The organism is Achromobacter anxifer (genome assembly GCF_903652925.1).
Lineage (GTDB): Bacteria > Pseudomonadota > Gammaproteobacteria > Burkholderiales > Burkholderiaceae_B > Achromobacter > Achromobacter anxifer.
The window spans coordinates 225,187-239,269 of record NZ_CAHLAR010000007.1 but is presented as its reverse complement, the minus strand read 5'-3'; the positions used below and the strand labels follow the sequence as shown (position 1 = coordinate 239,269).

Annotated in this window: 11 protein-coding genes; 6 read left to right on the top strand and 5 right to left on the bottom strand. The window is 66.7% G+C overall.

Features of this window, described 5'->3' with window-relative positions:
* Window positions 1-14: 14 nt before the first annotated feature.
* The 6 genes from HWY37_RS22600 to HWY37_RS22575 all read left to right on the top strand — a co-directional run bounded on the left by HWY37_RS22600 (window position 15) and on the right by HWY37_RS22575 (window position 5,392).
* Window positions 15-1,238, top strand: coding sequence for an ABC transporter substrate-binding protein (locus HWY37_RS22600; RefSeq protein WP_246302378.1), 1,224 nt, complete (start codon window positions 15-17; stop codon window positions 1,236-1,238).
* A 5-nt stretch (window positions 1,239-1,243) separates the two neighbouring features.
* A complete protein-coding gene (locus HWY37_RS22595; protein WP_176089900.1) occupies window positions 1,244-2,158 on the top strand; it encodes a beta-keto acid cleavage family enzyme in 915 nt (304 codons plus the stop codon).
* A 12-nt stretch (window positions 2,159-2,170) separates the two neighbouring features.
* A complete protein-coding gene (locus tag HWY37_RS22590) occupies window positions 2,171-2,947 on the top strand; it encodes an SDR family oxidoreductase (protein WP_175207841.1) in 777 nt (258 codons plus the stop codon).
* A 169-nt stretch (window positions 2,948-3,116) separates the two neighbouring features.
* Window positions 3,117-4,100: a TerC family protein gene (locus HWY37_RS22585; RefSeq protein WP_176089899.1), complete on the top strand. Its 984-nt coding sequence runs from the start codon at window positions 3,117-3,119 to the stop codon at window positions 4,098-4,100.
* A gap of 23 nt (window positions 4,101-4,123) precedes the next feature.
* On the top strand, window positions 4,124-4,543 hold the full coding sequence (locus tag HWY37_RS22580; RefSeq protein ID WP_175207843.1) for a universal stress protein: 420 nt from the start codon (window positions 4,124-4,126) through the stop codon (window positions 4,541-4,543).
* Window positions 4,544-4,612: 69 nt separating this feature from the next.
* Window positions 4,613-5,392 carry a fused MFS/spermidine synthase gene (locus HWY37_RS22575; RefSeq protein ID WP_175207844.1) on the top strand — a complete coding sequence of 260 codons (780 nt, stop codon included), beginning with the start codon at window positions 4,613-4,615 and terminating at the stop codon, window positions 5,390-5,392.
* Window positions 5,393-5,402: 10 nt separating this feature from the next.
* Here the strand turns inward: HWY37_RS22575 and HWY37_RS22570 are convergent, their stop codons facing one another.
* From HWY37_RS22570 to HWY37_RS22550, 5 genes are read right to left on the bottom strand one after another with little or no spacing between them, the layout of a single operon-like run.
* Window positions 5,403-6,752: a hypothetical protein gene (locus HWY37_RS22570; protein WP_176089898.1), complete on the bottom strand. Its 1,350-nt coding sequence runs from the start codon at window positions 6,750-6,752 to the stop codon at window positions 5,403-5,405.
* Between the two features lie 19 nt (window positions 6,753-6,771).
* Window positions 6,772-8,403, bottom strand: a complete 1,632-nt coding sequence (locus HWY37_RS22565) for a CHAT domain-containing protein (RefSeq protein WP_175207846.1) — start codon at window positions 8,401-8,403, stop codon at window positions 6,772-6,774.
* A gap of 11 nt (window positions 8,404-8,414) precedes the next feature.
* Window positions 8,415-11,243, bottom strand: coding sequence for a PAS domain-containing protein (locus HWY37_RS22560; RefSeq protein WP_176089897.1), 2,829 nt, complete (start codon window positions 11,241-11,243; stop codon window positions 8,415-8,417).
* Window positions 11,244-11,286: 43 nt separating this feature from the next.
* Entirely contained in the window at window positions 11,287-13,326 is a 2,040-nt protein-coding gene (locus tag HWY37_RS22555; RefSeq protein WP_176089896.1) for a hypothetical protein, read from the bottom strand.
* 21 nt (window positions 13,327-13,347) lie between these two features.
* Window positions 13,348-14,046, bottom strand: coding sequence for an N-acetylmuramoyl-L-alanine amidase (locus HWY37_RS22550; RefSeq protein ID WP_176089895.1), 699 nt, complete (start codon window positions 14,044-14,046; stop codon window positions 13,348-13,350).
* Window positions 14,047-14,083: the final 37 nt, after the last annotated feature.

Sequence of the window (14,083 nt, the reverse complement as noted above, 5' to 3'; positions counted from 1 at the left end):
AAGAGGAGACAGGCATGTTGCCCACGCAAGGCATGATGTCCCGCACCGCCATGGCCTGCGGCCTGGCCGTGTCGCTGTTGCACGCCCCTGCCGCCCAGGCGCAGATCTCAGACGATGTTATTCGAATCGGCTTCATCACCGACATGTCCGGCGTGTACTCGGGGCCGGATGGCCCCGGCGGGGCCGAAGCCATCAAGATGGCGATCCAGGAGATGGGCGGCGAGATCAATGGCAAGAAGATCGAGCTGCTGACGGCCGACCACCAGAACAAGGCGGACATCGCCTCGGCCAAGGCGCGCGAATGGTTCGACCAGGCGGGCCTGGACATGCTGATCGGCGGCACGAATTCCAGCACGGCGCTGGCCATGTCCAAGGTGGCGGCCGACAAGAAGCGGCCCATCATCGTGGTGGGCGCGGGCGCGCCGGCGCTGACCAACGAGCAGTGCACGCCCTATACCCTGAACTACGCCTACGACACCGTGGCGCAGGCGCGCGGCACCGGCGCGGCGGTGGTCAAGGCAGGCGGCAAGAAATGGTACTTCCTGACCGCGGATTACGCCTTCGGCAACGCCTTACAGGCGGACACGACGAAGGTCGTCGAGGCCGGCGGCGGCACCGTGGTCGGATCGGTCAGGCACCCGCTATCGGCCAGCGACTTCTCGTCCTTCCTGTTGCAGGCGCAAAGCAGCAAGGCGGATATCCTGGCCCTGGCGAACGCTGGCGCGGACGCCACGAATTCGATCAAGGCGGCCAATGAGTTCGGGATCACCAAGACCATGCGGCTGGCGGGCATGATCATGTTCATCAACGACATCCATGCCATCGGGCTACCGGCCGCGCAGGGCATGTACCTGACGGACAGCTGGTACTGGAACGCCTCGGACGAAACCCGCGACTGGGCCCGCAAGTTCTTCGAGCGCCGCAAGGCCATGCCCTCGTCGCTGCAGGCCGCCGATTATTCCGCGGCGCTGCAATACCTGCGCGCGGTCAAGGCCACCGGCACCGACGACGCCGACCGCGTGCTGGCCTATCTGCGCGAAAACAAGCTGAACGACATCTACATCAAGAACGGCGTGGTGCGGCCGGATGGACGGGTCGTGCACGACATGTACCTGTTGCAGGTCAAGACGCCGGAGCAGTCCAAGGAGCCCTGGGACTATTTCAACGTCGTGCAGACCATCGACGGCAACCAAGCCTTCACCACCAAGGAAGAGAGCCGCTGCGCGCTCTGGAAGTGAACACCATGGCCAAACGCAAAGTGATCGTGACCATCGCCCCGACCGGGGGCATGGCCTTCAAGAGCCAGAATCCGCACCTGCCCACGCAGCCGCTGGAGATCGCCGAGGACGTGTACCGCTGCTACAACGCCGGCGCCAGCGTGGTGGCGCTGCACGCGCGCCGTGCCGACGACCAGGCCACCTGCGACGCCGCGGTCTACCGGCAGATGAACCGCCTCATCCGCGACCGTTGCGATATCGTGCTGAACAACTCCACCGGCGGCGGGGTGCACGGCGACATGGTCAAGGAGACCACGCCAGGCACCTGGGAGATTTTGTGGGAGGAACGCCTCAAGGGCATGGACGCCGGCGCGGAGATGTGCACGCTGGACGCCACCACCTTGAATCTGGCTTTCGGCGACCGCGAATACCTGATGAACACGCCGCTCTCCAAGGCTCGCGAGCTTGCCGCCGGCATGCAAGCGCGCGGCATCAAGCCCGAGTGGGAGGTCTTCAGCCCCACGCACATCCTGCAGGACGCGACGACGCTGATCGACGAGGGGCTGGACGAAGGCCCCCATTTCATCAACCTGGTGATGAACGTCCACCGCAACTTCCAGAACGCCATGCCGTTCTCGGTCCGGCATCTGCAGATGATGGTGGACCTGCTGCCGCGCAACAGCATCTTCTGCGTCAGCGGCATCGGACCGGCGCAGCTGGAGGCCAATATCGCCGCGCTGCTGCTGGGCGGCCATGCGCGGGTCGGGCTGGAGGACAACCTGTATTACCGCCATGGCGAGCTGGCCTCGAACGTCCAGCTGACCGAGCGCATCGTGCGCATCATCCGGGAGATGGACATGGAGCCCGCCACGCCCGCCGAGGCGCGGGAGATCATGGGCCTGCCGCTTAAAAGCGGAATCCGGCCGGAATTCGCGCTTTGAGATGGAGATGACATGAGCAATTCATTGCAGGGCAGACGCGTCCTCGTCACGGCGGGCGCACAAGGCATAGGCCTGGCGATCGCGCGCAGGTTCCTGGACGCGGGCGCGGAGGTGCATGTCTGCGACGTGGACGAGCGGGCTTGCGAGGCCGCCCTTGCCGCCCATCCCCGTCTGAGCGCCAGCGTGACGGACGTCTCCAGCGAAGCGCAGGTCCTGGCCATGTTCGGCGAACTGGCCGGCCGCTGGGGCAAGCTCGATGCGCTCATCAACAACGCGGGCGTGTCCGGCCCGACCAACCGGCTTGAAGACACCGAGCTGGGCGCATGGCAGCGCACGCTGGACGTCAACCTGACGGGGACCTTCCTGTGCGCGCGCAGCGCCGTGCCATTGCTGCGGGCGGCAGGCGGCGGGTCCATCGTCAATATCTCATCCGTCGCGGGCCGACTGGGCTTTTCCTTGCGTACGCCCTATAGCGCCAGCAAGTTCGGGTTGGCCGGCTTGACGCAGACCTGGGCCATGGAACTGGGGCCGTCGAACATACGCGTCAACTCCGTGCTGCCCGGCGTGGTGGCGGGCGACCGGGTGGAGCGGATCATCGCCGCGCGCGCCTCCGCGGGCGGCGTGAGCAACGACGCCATGCGCGAGCAACTGGTGGAGAAGGTATCGCTGCGCCGCATGACCCAGCCCGAGGATGTCGCCAACCAGGTGGCTTTCCTGTGTTCGGACGAGGGCGCGCTCATCAGCGGCCAGAGCATATCGGTCTGCGGCAACGTGGAGTATCTGGGCTGAGCGAGGCGTTGGGCGCTCTTGCGCGCGGGTTCGGACGGTTCCAAAAAACCTGAACGTCATTTCGTTCCTGGCGAATTGTTCGGCGAATCATGAAGGCCTAGACTGGTCTCGTACACGCCTTGTGTACGAGCTGCCGCCGGCCTGTCCGCCGGGGCGGCGGGAGGTCCTGATGAGTCAGGTCGAGACCTTTGCCACCATGCCGATGTGGGCGGGGTTCGTCGGGTTTGTGCTGGTCGTGCTGGCGCTGGATCTGTATGTGCTGGGCGGCCGCCATGCGCACCGCGTATCGCCGCGGGAAGCGCTGTGCTGGGTAGGCGTCTGGATCGCGTTGGCTACGCTGTTCGGCGGGCTGCTGTGGTGGTACCTGGACGCGAACCTGGGCCGCGCCGTGGCGCACCGCAAGACGCTGGAGTTCTACACCGGCTACCTGATCGAGCTGTCCCTGTCGGTGGACAACATGTTCGTCTTCTCGCTGATCTTCGGCTACTTCGCGGTGCCGCTGGAACTGCAGCGCAGGGTCTTGCTATACGGCGTGCTGGGCGCGATCGTGATGCGCGTCTGCATGATCCTGGCCGGCGTGTGGCTGCTATCGCGCTTCGACTGGCTTTTCTACGTGTTCGGCCTGTTGCTGGTGTTCACGGGAATAAGGATGCTGGCCCACGCCGATCATCAGCCGGACATCGCGCGCAATCCGCTGGTGCGGCTGCTGCGTTCGTCCATGCGCATCACCAAGGACTATCACGGCGAGTCGTTCTTCGTGCGCATCGGTGGCCTGCGCTATGCCACGCCCATGTTCGTGGTGCTACTGATGATAGAGGCGAGCGACGTGGTGTTCGCCGTGGACAGCATTCCCGCCATCTTCGCCGTCACCACCGACCCGTTCCTGGTCTTCACGTCAAACATCTTCGCCATCATGGGCCTGCGGGCGCTTTACTTCCTGCTGGCCGACATGCGTGAACGCTTCCGCTACCTCAAGCACGGCCTTGCCGCCGTGCTCATCATCATCGGCGGCAAGATGCTGGCCGCGCCGTGGTTCCACCTGCCGGTGCAATGGTCGCTGGGAGCCGTGGGCCTAATCTTGCTGGCGTCCGTGGGCGCCAGCCTGATCCTGCCTGGAAGGGCCGCGGCGAAAGCCGCGCGCCGCAAGGGCTGAGTGTCACCAACCGGAGATCTGTCATGAACACGATCATTCTTGCCACCGATGGTTCCAGCCATAGCGACGATGCCGCGCGCTACCTGGCCGACGGCCCTTTGCTGAACCGGGATTTCCTGGTGCATGTGGTGCATTGCGAGCCCGACGTGACCGGCGAGGTCAAGGCCTTCATCGGCCAGGCCGACATCGACGCCTGGCATCACGAAGAGAGCGGCAAGGCGATGCAGTCCGTGGTCGATATCCTGCGCGCGGGCAAGGTCGGCTTCGAATGCCACGAACTCACGGGCCACACGCCGGACAAGATCGTCGAACATGCGGCGAAGGTCGGCGCGGCGGCCATCGTGATGGGCTCGCATCACCGGGGGCCTTTCCTGGACGCCTTGCTGGGTTCGGTGTGTGCGCGCGTGGTCGCGCAGGCGCCCTGCCCGGTGCTGCTGATCTGAGGAGGCGCGGGCGTCGCCGGGCCGGGCAATGGTATCTTCTGCGTATTTCCCCGCAATACGCAGCGCTTCATGTCCGACGACGTTCACCTTCCCGCCGCCACGGCGCCATCCGGCGCGCCGGCCGCCAGCCCAAAGCCCTTTGTCCGGGACTCCGGCACCACACGGACGCTGCATTTCACGCAGCAGGAAATCCAGAGCAGCATGTCCACGCTCAATCCCGATGCGCTGGACTTGGAATACACGCGGATGATGATGGGCTTCGTGCTCTTCAATCCGGAGCCCGGCCGCATCCTTATGGTGGGGCTGGGCGGCGGATCGTTGCCCAAGTTCTGCCACCGCTACCTGGCGCGCAGCGCGGTCGAGGTGGTCGAGATCGACCCCGAAGTCATCGCTTTGCGCGACGCCTTCATGGTGCCGCGGGACGGTGAACGGTTCCGCGTGATACAGGCCGATGCGGCCGCGTACCTGCGCGGCATCGAGGATCATGCCGACGTGATTTTCCTGGATGGATTTGGGGTGGGCGGCATCCCAGGGCCGTTGTGTACGGCGGAGTTCTATGCCGACTGTTACCGGGCCCTGCGCGACGACGGCATTCTGGTGATCAACTTCCACGTGAATCATCCCGACCATCACGAATACATGGACCGGGTGCGGGCAGCGTTCGGATCATCCATGTTCGAAGTGGTGGACGACGACATGACCAACAGCATCGTGTTCGCCTGCAAGGGCAATCTGCTGGACGATCCTGCCGCCGCCGAACTGCGGCGGCCGGCGTCCATGCCCAAGGACGCCTGGCGCCAACTGATGCCGACGATGAAGGTCATCGGCGCGACCCTGGTACTCAGGTAGCGCTCCGCTCCTAGGCCGTTTCGGCCAGGATGGCCGACAGCATTTCGCGCGAGGCGCCGGACAAGGCCGCGGGCGCGGCGCCGGCCTTGCCGGCTTTGCCGGCCGCGGCGGGTTCCAGCGCGTCGAGCAGCGAGGCGAACGACTGTGCCAGCGACGCATCGGACTGCGGGTCGGCAGGCTTGCCGGCGGCGGCCGATCTCGCCAGCACGCGCCTCGCGGCATCCAGCGGCTCCGCGACGGGGCTCTTCCTGCCGGCGGCGGCCTTATGCCTGTCGGCCACGGCGGCCGCGATGTTCTGGCCGGCGCCGTCGCTGGACGCGGACTTCAAGGCCTTCTTCTTCGCTTTCCATTTTTCCCTTTCGCTGGCATAGGCGGCCAGCAGCGCGAAGCGGTCCTTCTCGATCAGCAGCGGTGAACCCGCGATGTCCACCGCCAGCGACTGGAAGGCGGCCTTGGCCGCGATGGCGTTGTCGTTCAGCAGCGCTGCGGTCGTCTCCATCCATTTGCGATGGAATGGCAGGGCCGCTGCGGCGCTGAACATGTCGTCTCCCAGGGTGGCGCGCTGCTCGAACGCCAACACCATGTAGTCGACGTCGTTGACGGGCTCCAGGGCGCCGCCCTGGCCCTGGCGGTGCAATACGCCGTCGACCAGCTGCAGGCCCTGCAATCTGTCCTGGGTATCGGCGCCCGCCAGCACGCGATAGCCGCTGCGGCGCAGCGCCAACCCGTCGAAGACGCCGAAGCGGATGCTGACGCCATCGGTGCCGAACAGCTTGCTCAAGGGCTTGAGCAAGCCCTCTCCGGCCTTGACGACGGCACCGCCCACCGCGCCGCCGAACATGCTGACGGCGGTCGCCACGAAGTCGAGCACGCCGCGCGTGAGGCTGCTGTCGCTGAAGCGGCATAGCGCGGCGAACATTTCCAGGCCGTCGCTGTTGTAGGGCACGTTGCGGGCGATGTAGACGTCGCGGAACACCACCTTGCCCGCGCCCGCCTGCGGCGCCGCCGCGCCCATGGCCTGCTGGATCGCGTCATAGCCGACCACGTAGGGGATTTCGCGCTGCGCGCCGGCTTCGGTGTAGCGCAGGAAGAACGCGCACAGGGGCAGGAAGGTGGCGATGCAATTGCTGGCGTCCGTCAGGCGCATTTCCACCATGCGCACGCTGAAATAGCATTGTCCGGGGACGAAGGCTTCCCCGTTCAATCCCTGTCCGGCCGGGGCCGCGCCGTCGGGCGGCGCGTCGATTTCGGCGTAGTAGTTGCGGCCGGCGGGCACGGTTGCCATCAAGGCGCCGGCGCCATCGGCCGGGCTGCCCAGGTCGCCGATCTTGCGCAGCATGCCGAATAGGGAATTGGCCATGTCGACTCCGGTATGAATGTCAGTCCCGCACTACTGCCAGCGCGGAAGCCCAGGTGGGCGTGCCCCGGGCTTCGTCGTGCGCGCCGGCGCAGGCTTGCCGGTAGGCTTCCGCGAATCCCTGGGTGTTGGCCGGATCGAAATAGGCAGCGTAGAAGCGCTTCATGAAGCGGGAGCAGGATTTTTCCTCGACCTGCCAGCGGAAGGCCAGCACGCCCATGGCGCCCGCCCGCATGACTTCCAGCGCAGTGCGTACCGAGCCGCCCTTGCACGAGGACAGGACCAGCAGCTTGCAATTGCCCTTTTTCATCCATGAACCCACCAGGCGGATCGACAGTTGCAGGCCCTTGCCCTCCTCCTCTCCCGGCAACACCAGCATGGTGCTGTCGCGGATAGAGGTGGAGTGCCCGGAGAAATGCAGGATGTCATAGCCGCCGCGGCTCACTTCCTCTTCGAGGTAGTCCTGCAATGCATAGCCCGTCAGCGCGGGCGCTTCTTCGATCACGAGGCGGCCAGCCTGGGCCTTGGCCAGGGACCGCAGGTTCGCGAGTTCATCGGCGATGGAGCCAAGCGAGGGCAAGGTGACGCTGGGCAGGTCGGCGCCGCCATCTTCCGGCTGGAATGAGATCGTGCCGCTGAAATTCGCGCCGATGAAGAGCAGCCGCAGCGGGCCGGCCGGGCGCAGCCTGGCCGGGCTCCAGTCGCCGGCGGGGCTCATTCCCTCCAGGCGCAGACGCCTGGCCATTGGCACGCGCAGGCACAGGTAGCGGCGGTTGTTGGCCTCGAAGTTGGCGTTGCAGCTCATTTCGAACGGCAGGCTGAAGAACGCCGCGCTTTGCGGGTCGGTGAGGTTGAAGTCGAATCGCAGGTCCATCCATGACAGCCCGTCGCCGATCGCAATGTGCTCCTGATCGCAGGCGCGCTGGATCAGGGGGGCGATGGGGGAGCCCAGTGTGTCGGAAATCATGACGTCGAAGGCTTCCCAGCCCAGCGTACCGAGCGAATCCAGCCAGTCCTGCACTTTCTGGTCGTCCAGGTAGGGAGAGAATTTTTCAACCCGTTTGATCAGCGAGGTGATGTGGAGCTGCCTTTTATAGGGTTTCTCGGGCGACTGGAAGTCGTGCGGGCCGAACTGGATGCGGTAGCGCGCAGATTTCTCCGCGACTTCGATGATCAGCCGCCGATGGTGCGTGGCCGCGGCCACGTCATTCAACACGGCCGCGAGATCGGCTCCGCCGTCGCGTTTGCTGCCGATCTCGTTGCTCCACATGAGCCGCTCGGAACGCTCCAGCACGCAGCGCTGCACGGCCTCGGAGGGGTTCTCCGTGACCACCAGGACGGGCAGGGGCGCGCGTTCGGCCAGCCAGTTCAGCAGTTCGACGGCGTTGGCGCCAGGCTCTCCCTGTCCGGCCCGGGAGGCCAGGGCCGCGTCGACGATCACCAGCCCCGGCGCGGCCGTCGCTTGTTCGAGTTCCTGCCGGGCGCCTTCCAGGGTGGACTGGCGGCGCAATGTTGCGCCGATGAAGGGCTTGATCAGCGGATACGCCTGTTCATGCCGTGCCAGTTGCTGGATGCGGTCGGCCCAGCAAGCTTCTTCGGTGTCGCTGCCGCTGGCCAGCAGGATCCAGTGAATCGTCTGGGCTGGGTGTTCCATCTCCATCTCCCTCAGCGGGACCGGGCCGGAAAGCGCAGCTCGAACGAGCGCCACGGCGGCAGCAGCGATTCATAGGCCTGCGCGGGCGGCCCTGCGGTTTCGGAAAGGGGCGGCTCGGTGATCAGCGTGCCGCCGTGCGCATGCATGGCTTGCAGTATCTGCGCGATGGCCAGGCCCGCGCCGTCATGCGCGGCTCGTTCCGCGTTCAGCAGCGCGTCGTCGGGAACGGCGTGCGCGCGCGTACTGCTGTCCCAGGCCTGGCTGGCGCTCAAACCCAGGCGTATCGAACATGCGTCCGGCGAGTCTTCAATGGCGATCTCCACGTGGGCTTCGTCGCTGCGCCAGCGCAGCAGATAGGCCAGGATGGACCGCAAGGCGGCCGACAGCGAGCCGGCGTCCCCGGAAATCTCGGGGCCGCCGTCCGGGCCGGCCTGGCTCAGGACGGCAATACGGCCTTGGTCGCGTGCCGGCAAGGCGGCGATGATGCGCGCCAGCAGATTGTGCAGCGCCAGGCGCTCATGCCCGGTGGACGCTCGCCGCCGCGCCTCGCTGGCGCTGGCGAGCCGCTCGAAGGTGATGTCCGCCTTGCCGATCTCCGCAACGATGCGCTGGCTCAGGTCGTGGGCCCGGCCGACGATGGCTTCGGACTCTGCGCCGCGCGCCGCGTCTTCGTGCAGCAGGGCGGTCTGCGTGGTCAGGCTGCAGGCCAGCGCCAGCGAGGCCCGGGTCTGTTCGGCGATCTCAGCCACGGTTTCGCGCAGGAAGCGCATGTCGCGCGACCACTTCATGTCCGCGATATCGGTGAAGAACCAGATCGACATGTCCAGGCTGGGGTCCAGGTCCGTGCGGGTGGCCAGCACTGAACGCGGCTGTCCGCCCGCGTCGCGCAGCTCGATGCGTTCGCGCCTGACGCTGGCCTCGGTGCTCAGCAAGGCCTGCGCCGCGGCGTCGTCCTGCAGGGTGAATTCCGTGAGCAGCACTGGCGTCTCGCCTTCCTGGCATCTGCCGGGTTCGGTGCCCAACATGTCGGCCGCCACGCGGTTCATTTCGATGATGGAGCCTTCGCGGCCGACGAATATGACGGCCTGTTCGGTCTCGGCCATCAGGCTGCGCTTGGTCTGCCGCAGCAGGTGCTGATCCAGTCCCTTTTCCAGCGATGCGATGATTTCAAGCAGATCTATGGCGTCGGGCCCCTTGAAGGCATGCGATACGGAGGCTTCCACGTCCAGCAGCCAGCGGATGCGGCCGTTCAGGCGGATCGGCACGGTCATGGCCGAGCGCAGCGGCCGTGGCGGGCCGGTGTAGTCGTTCCTGGGGTCGTCCGGTTCGCCCGCGTCGTCGAGCGCCAGCAGCCGGCGCTGGCGCAAAGTCTGGCCCAGCATGCCGCGTTCGATGGGTTGCAGGTAGTCGGCGGGCAGCGCGTACTCGGGCGCCCGGCTGTGCTGGGTCACGATCTCGAAGCGGCCTTCCTTGCGGTTCACGCGGAACAGCGCCACGTAGTCCCAGGAAAAGAACTGCGCCAGCATGGGCACGATCTTGTCTGCAGCTTCTCGCAATGAGGCGGCTTTCGTGATGGTCTTGCGCAGGGATTCGGTGAAGGCGGCGCGCTCGTCGTCGCGTTCCTTTTCGAAGCGCATCAGCACCGGCTCCAGGTCCAGGGCGCGCAGCATGTCCAGGTGGCGCTGGCCATACTGGGCCCGCTGGCGCGTGCACAGGCTCAGCGCGGCGCTGTAGCCGCCGGGGCGGGTAACCGGCAGCGTGACGCTGGACTGCATGCCCATGTCGCGGTAGCAGCGTACGACCTCGTCGCCCGGCTCGAAGCGCTGGTCGCTGACGAACTGTTCCATTTCCTCGATCCAGGTCTGGCCGGAATCCAGGAACGATCTGATCGCGGGCGGCAGGTCCATCCAGCGCGCCGGCCAGAGCTGCACGCCTTCGGGGCGCACCGCGATGGCGCGGAACAGCGACACCCCTTTGTCGTAGATGCCGAACACCGCATGTTCGAACGGCACCAAGGGGCGGATCTGTTCCAGGATGAGATCCAGCTTGACGCGCCACTCGCTGATGGCCGGGTCCAGCGCAATGCGCCGGATTTCATCGCGTGCGGACTCCAGCGCCCGCGACTGGATGATGGCGATCACGCCTAGCAGTTCGCCGTTGGGCGCGGGGTCGGGCGTCAGCATCAGCTGGAAGGGGCGTTCGCCGCAGACGTCGTCGCGCAAGGCGACGTTCGCGGTCGCCGTGGCATCGCCTGTCCGGTTCTCGCGGCAGCGCTCGATCGCGTCCAGCACGCGCGCTTCGTCGTCGGCGCGGAAGTAATGGCTAAGGCATATGCCGCGCACCTTGTCGAATTCGGCGTCCAGCATGCGGCAGGCTGCGGGGTTGGCATAGTGCACCATGCCTCTCAGATCCAGCCGGAACACGGCGTAAGGCGTGTGTTCGAAGCGCGAGGCTTCCGCTTGCCGGAACGGCAGGCCGTCGTTGAAGAGCACCATCAGCTGGCCGCCTTCCAGCGCGCACAGCGGCACCAGTTGCGCCGGGATGCGAGCGCCGTCGCGGCCCCGGTAGATGGCATCGACGGCGCCCTGGCCCATCGCCAATGGCTGCGCCAGGCGATAGATCTCGGCGGCGCTGTGGCCGGCCAGCATATCGGCGGGAGGCGAGCACGCGTCGCTGGCGGCCAGGATGGTGCCATCGCGGGCCAGCAGCAGGCATGGCACGCCGGCTTCGGACATCATGCGCAGCATGTCCCGGGCGGTGCCCGAGGCCGCGTCGGGCCTTGGCGCGCGCACACGGGCCGGCTCTTCCCGCAACATTGCGCCCTGCTGCATCTCTGGCATAGCGAAGTCCTCCTGCGGAGCGCCTTGTCGGGAACCCGCCGGCTCAGCGCTTGATGAACGCGATGATCTGCTGCTGGGTGCCCTTGTCGTTGTCGAAGCCGCCGTGCGTGCTGGCCGCCACGGGCGGATTCGAGGATCCGGGCGTGGGGCTGCCGGCGGGTGATACATGCACGGCGTCGCAAGGGATGCCTGCGCCGCTGAAGTAGCGCTCCATGCCCAGCAGCGGCGTGGTGGTACCGCCCTCGAACGATTCGCTCACCAGGTAGAGCAGCGAACGGCGGTACGGGCCGCAGGTAGGGTCGTCTTCCTCGGCCCGGTCGGACAGGTGGAATTGCTGATAGCGCTTCACCCGGGTCTTGAGGTTGGGCACGACCAGCTTGCGGAAGGTGTCCAGCGTCACCGCCGGCGCCATCAGGCTCAGCGATTCCAGTTCGCCGCCGTCGGCCGCCAGCCGGTGCACGAAATGGCTGGCGACGATGGCGCCGGCTGAATGACCCACGATGTGCAGGCGCACGCGCCCCTGGCGGACGTGCGTCTTGAAGTGCTGGTACAGCATGATCATCGCCGCCTCTTCCTGCGCCAGGCCCTTGGGGACGGGCGCGCTCATGGCCTCGGCGTTCTGTTTCATTTCGCCCCAGATCACCGTGCCTGGCCGGGCCAGCCAGCGTTCCAGGCGTTGGTTCCACCAGCGCTCCAGCCGTTCGCCCAGGCCGCCCGTAGTGCGGGGCACGCCGTTGGCCGCGTCCTGGATGATGTTCTTCACCGTGGTGATGAAGTCCGTTTCCCACATCAGGAAGACCGGGAAGATCTGCTTTTCGTAGAGCAGCGGTATCCATTCGGCCGCCGCCTCCGCCGCGTCTTCCTCGCCCACCAGGCCGCCGTGCGCGTAGACGCACACGTCCATGGGCTTGTCCTTCAGATTCCATTTCTCGCGCGCGGCGTTCATGTGCACATCGACGATGGCGCGCAGATCGTCCGGCGTGGTCCGGAACGCGCCGCTATTGCTGAGCTTTCCGTTGTTGCCCACGTTGACGATGAAGGGCGAGATCTCGCGGTTGCGCAGGACCGTGCCCGCGGCCAGCGTGACCTTCTTGCCTTCGGTGCGCAGCGTGATGCTGTTGGAGATCCTGGTGTGCTCGTGAGTGACCACGCCCAGTTGCACCACCCAGCAATCCATGGCGTTGCGCATCCAGTCGTCATAGGTCAGCACCGCCATGCCGTGGGTGCCCCATTCCTCGCCCCAGGAATTCTGGATCAGGAATCCGTCCTGGGTGTAGCCGACGATGACGAAGGCGTGGCCGTCGGTCGCCGACTCCTGATCGTCGGGCGGAATGATCCAGAACGGCTGGGCCGCCGGCGTCGAAGGCGCCTTGAGCGGCGTCTTGCCGTGGCCCGCGTCCCAGCCGGCGTGGCAGCCGGCGCTGGCGTAGAGTATGCCGACCTCATTGAGCGCGGCATGCATCTCGACGATGCTGCGCGTATCGATGCGGTAATACGCGCCCAGCGGGCGCTTGACCGCGTCCAGCCACCAGTCGTCGGCGGTGTCGTTGACCGCCGCCGGCATGTCCAGGCCGGGAAACAGATCCTGGGCGCAGGCGCCGTGCTTGAACCAGCCCTTGAGCGCGCCGCGCAGGCTGGATCCGTTGTCGTCGACGGAACCGGGGAATTCGTCGTAGCGCCTGGCCATGGAATACAGCATGAACGGCGAGATGGCGGGACGCGGCTCGCGCTCCGACTTGCGCAGCAGGTATTCGACCACCGTGGACAGGGCGAAGCCGGTGCAGGCGGAAGTGTCCTCCTGATGCTTCACCGTCAATCCCATGGCCGGGATCATCTCGGTCTTGGGCGTGACCGAGATGTTGGGGTGGAACAGGATGTCGCGGGAATCGAAGGCATCGGGCTTGGCCGTGCGGCGAAACGGCAAGGCCGGCGGCAGCTTGCGCGCCCTGCGCGCCGGCGCCGGCGCAGGCTTTGCGGCCGCGGACGACTCTGCCGTTGCCGCCTGGCGCCGGGCCGCCGTCTTGCGCCCGGCGGTGGCGGACGGCTTGGGGGCGGCGCGCCCTGCTTGCTTTCTTGCAGCCATGGCGTTCTCCGAGGGGCGCGTTCAGCGCGGGGCCGTCTTGGGATGGGCAGGGCTGCCAGTCTCGGTCACGCCATGGTCGGGCATGGTGGACACGGGCGCGGCTGCGTTGGCCCCGCGTCTGCCTGCCGGTCTCATGGGGGCCGCCGGCGACAGCAGCGCGCCGTCGTCGGAGAACGTCGCGGCCAGGATGAAGTCCGCTTCCGCCACCGAGTACGCTGGATCCCAATGCGTGTTCTCCGGCACGTGGCAATGGCCGTAGTGGCCGGCCTGCGTGTCCCAGGTCTTCGCGTCGCGGTTGTGCCCGCCGGGATCCTTGCCGTTCTTGGCGGGCAAGGGACGGCCGGAAGGCCAGACGCGGGGAACGCCATGTTCCTGCTCGATCCAGCGGCACAGCCGCGCCAGGTTCGTCAGCGCGCGCCCGTCCTTGGGCAGGTGCGCGAAGCCGACCAGCTCGATCTGCACGGCGGAATCGCGGTTGGTCTGCACGCCGCCCGCGTCGTTGCGCAGCGCCCTGGCGCCTTCCGCGGTATCGATGTGCTGATAGATGTTGCTGCCGTCGACGGTGAAGTGCGGATCGGAGCGGTTCTGCTGGAAGGCGGCCATCGCGCCCTGCGCGCTGCTGCCTTCCGTGGTGTGGTGGACGATTTTGTAGGGGCCGCCCAGATGGGGGCCGGAAGATCCGGATATGGGTCGCCAGGTCGCGAACGGACACCGTGCCATTGCTTGTCTCCTCGAAACGTGCGGGCGTTTTCCAGGC

What these genes read in the sequence shown, in the direction of transcription:
- HWY37_RS22555 (WP_176089896.1), bottom strand. Translation starts at nt 13,326, where the DNA reads ATGGCTGCAAGAAAGCAAGCAGGGCGCGCCGCCCCCAAGCCGTCCGCC.
- HWY37_RS22560 (WP_176089897.1), bottom strand. Translation starts at nt 11,243, where the DNA reads ATGCCAGAGATGCAGCAGGGCGCAATGTTGCGGGAAGAGCCGGCCCGT.
- HWY37_RS22595 (WP_176089900.1), top strand. Translation starts at nt 1,244, where the DNA reads ATGGCCAAACGCAAAGTGATCGTGACCATCGCCCCGACCGGGGGCATG.
- HWY37_RS22575 (WP_175207844.1), top strand. Translation starts at nt 4,613, where the DNA reads ATGTCCGACGACGTTCACCTTCCCGCCGCCACGGCGCCATCCGGCGCG.
- HWY37_RS22580 (WP_175207843.1), top strand. Translation starts at nt 4,124, where the DNA reads ATGAACACGATCATTCTTGCCACCGATGGTTCCAGCCATAGCGACGAT.
- HWY37_RS22585 (WP_176089899.1), top strand. Translation starts at nt 3,117, where the DNA reads ATGAGTCAGGTCGAGACCTTTGCCACCATGCCGATGTGGGCGGGGTTC.
- HWY37_RS22600 (WP_246302378.1), top strand. Translation starts at nt 15, where the DNA reads ATGTTGCCCACGCAAGGCATGATGTCCCGCACCGCCATGGCCTGCGGC.
- HWY37_RS22550 (WP_176089895.1), bottom strand. Translation starts at nt 14,046, where the DNA reads ATGGCACGGTGTCCGTTCGCGACCTGGCGACCCATATCCGGATCTTCC.
- HWY37_RS22590 (WP_175207841.1), top strand. Translation starts at nt 2,171, where the DNA reads ATGAGCAATTCATTGCAGGGCAGACGCGTCCTCGTCACGGCGGGCGCA.
- HWY37_RS22570 (WP_176089898.1), bottom strand. Translation starts at nt 6,752, where the DNA reads ATGGCCAATTCCCTATTCGGCATGCTGCGCAAGATCGGCGACCTGGGC.
- HWY37_RS22565 (WP_175207846.1), bottom strand. Translation starts at nt 8,403, where the DNA reads ATGGAACACCCAGCCCAGACGATTCACTGGATCCTGCTGGCCAGCGGC.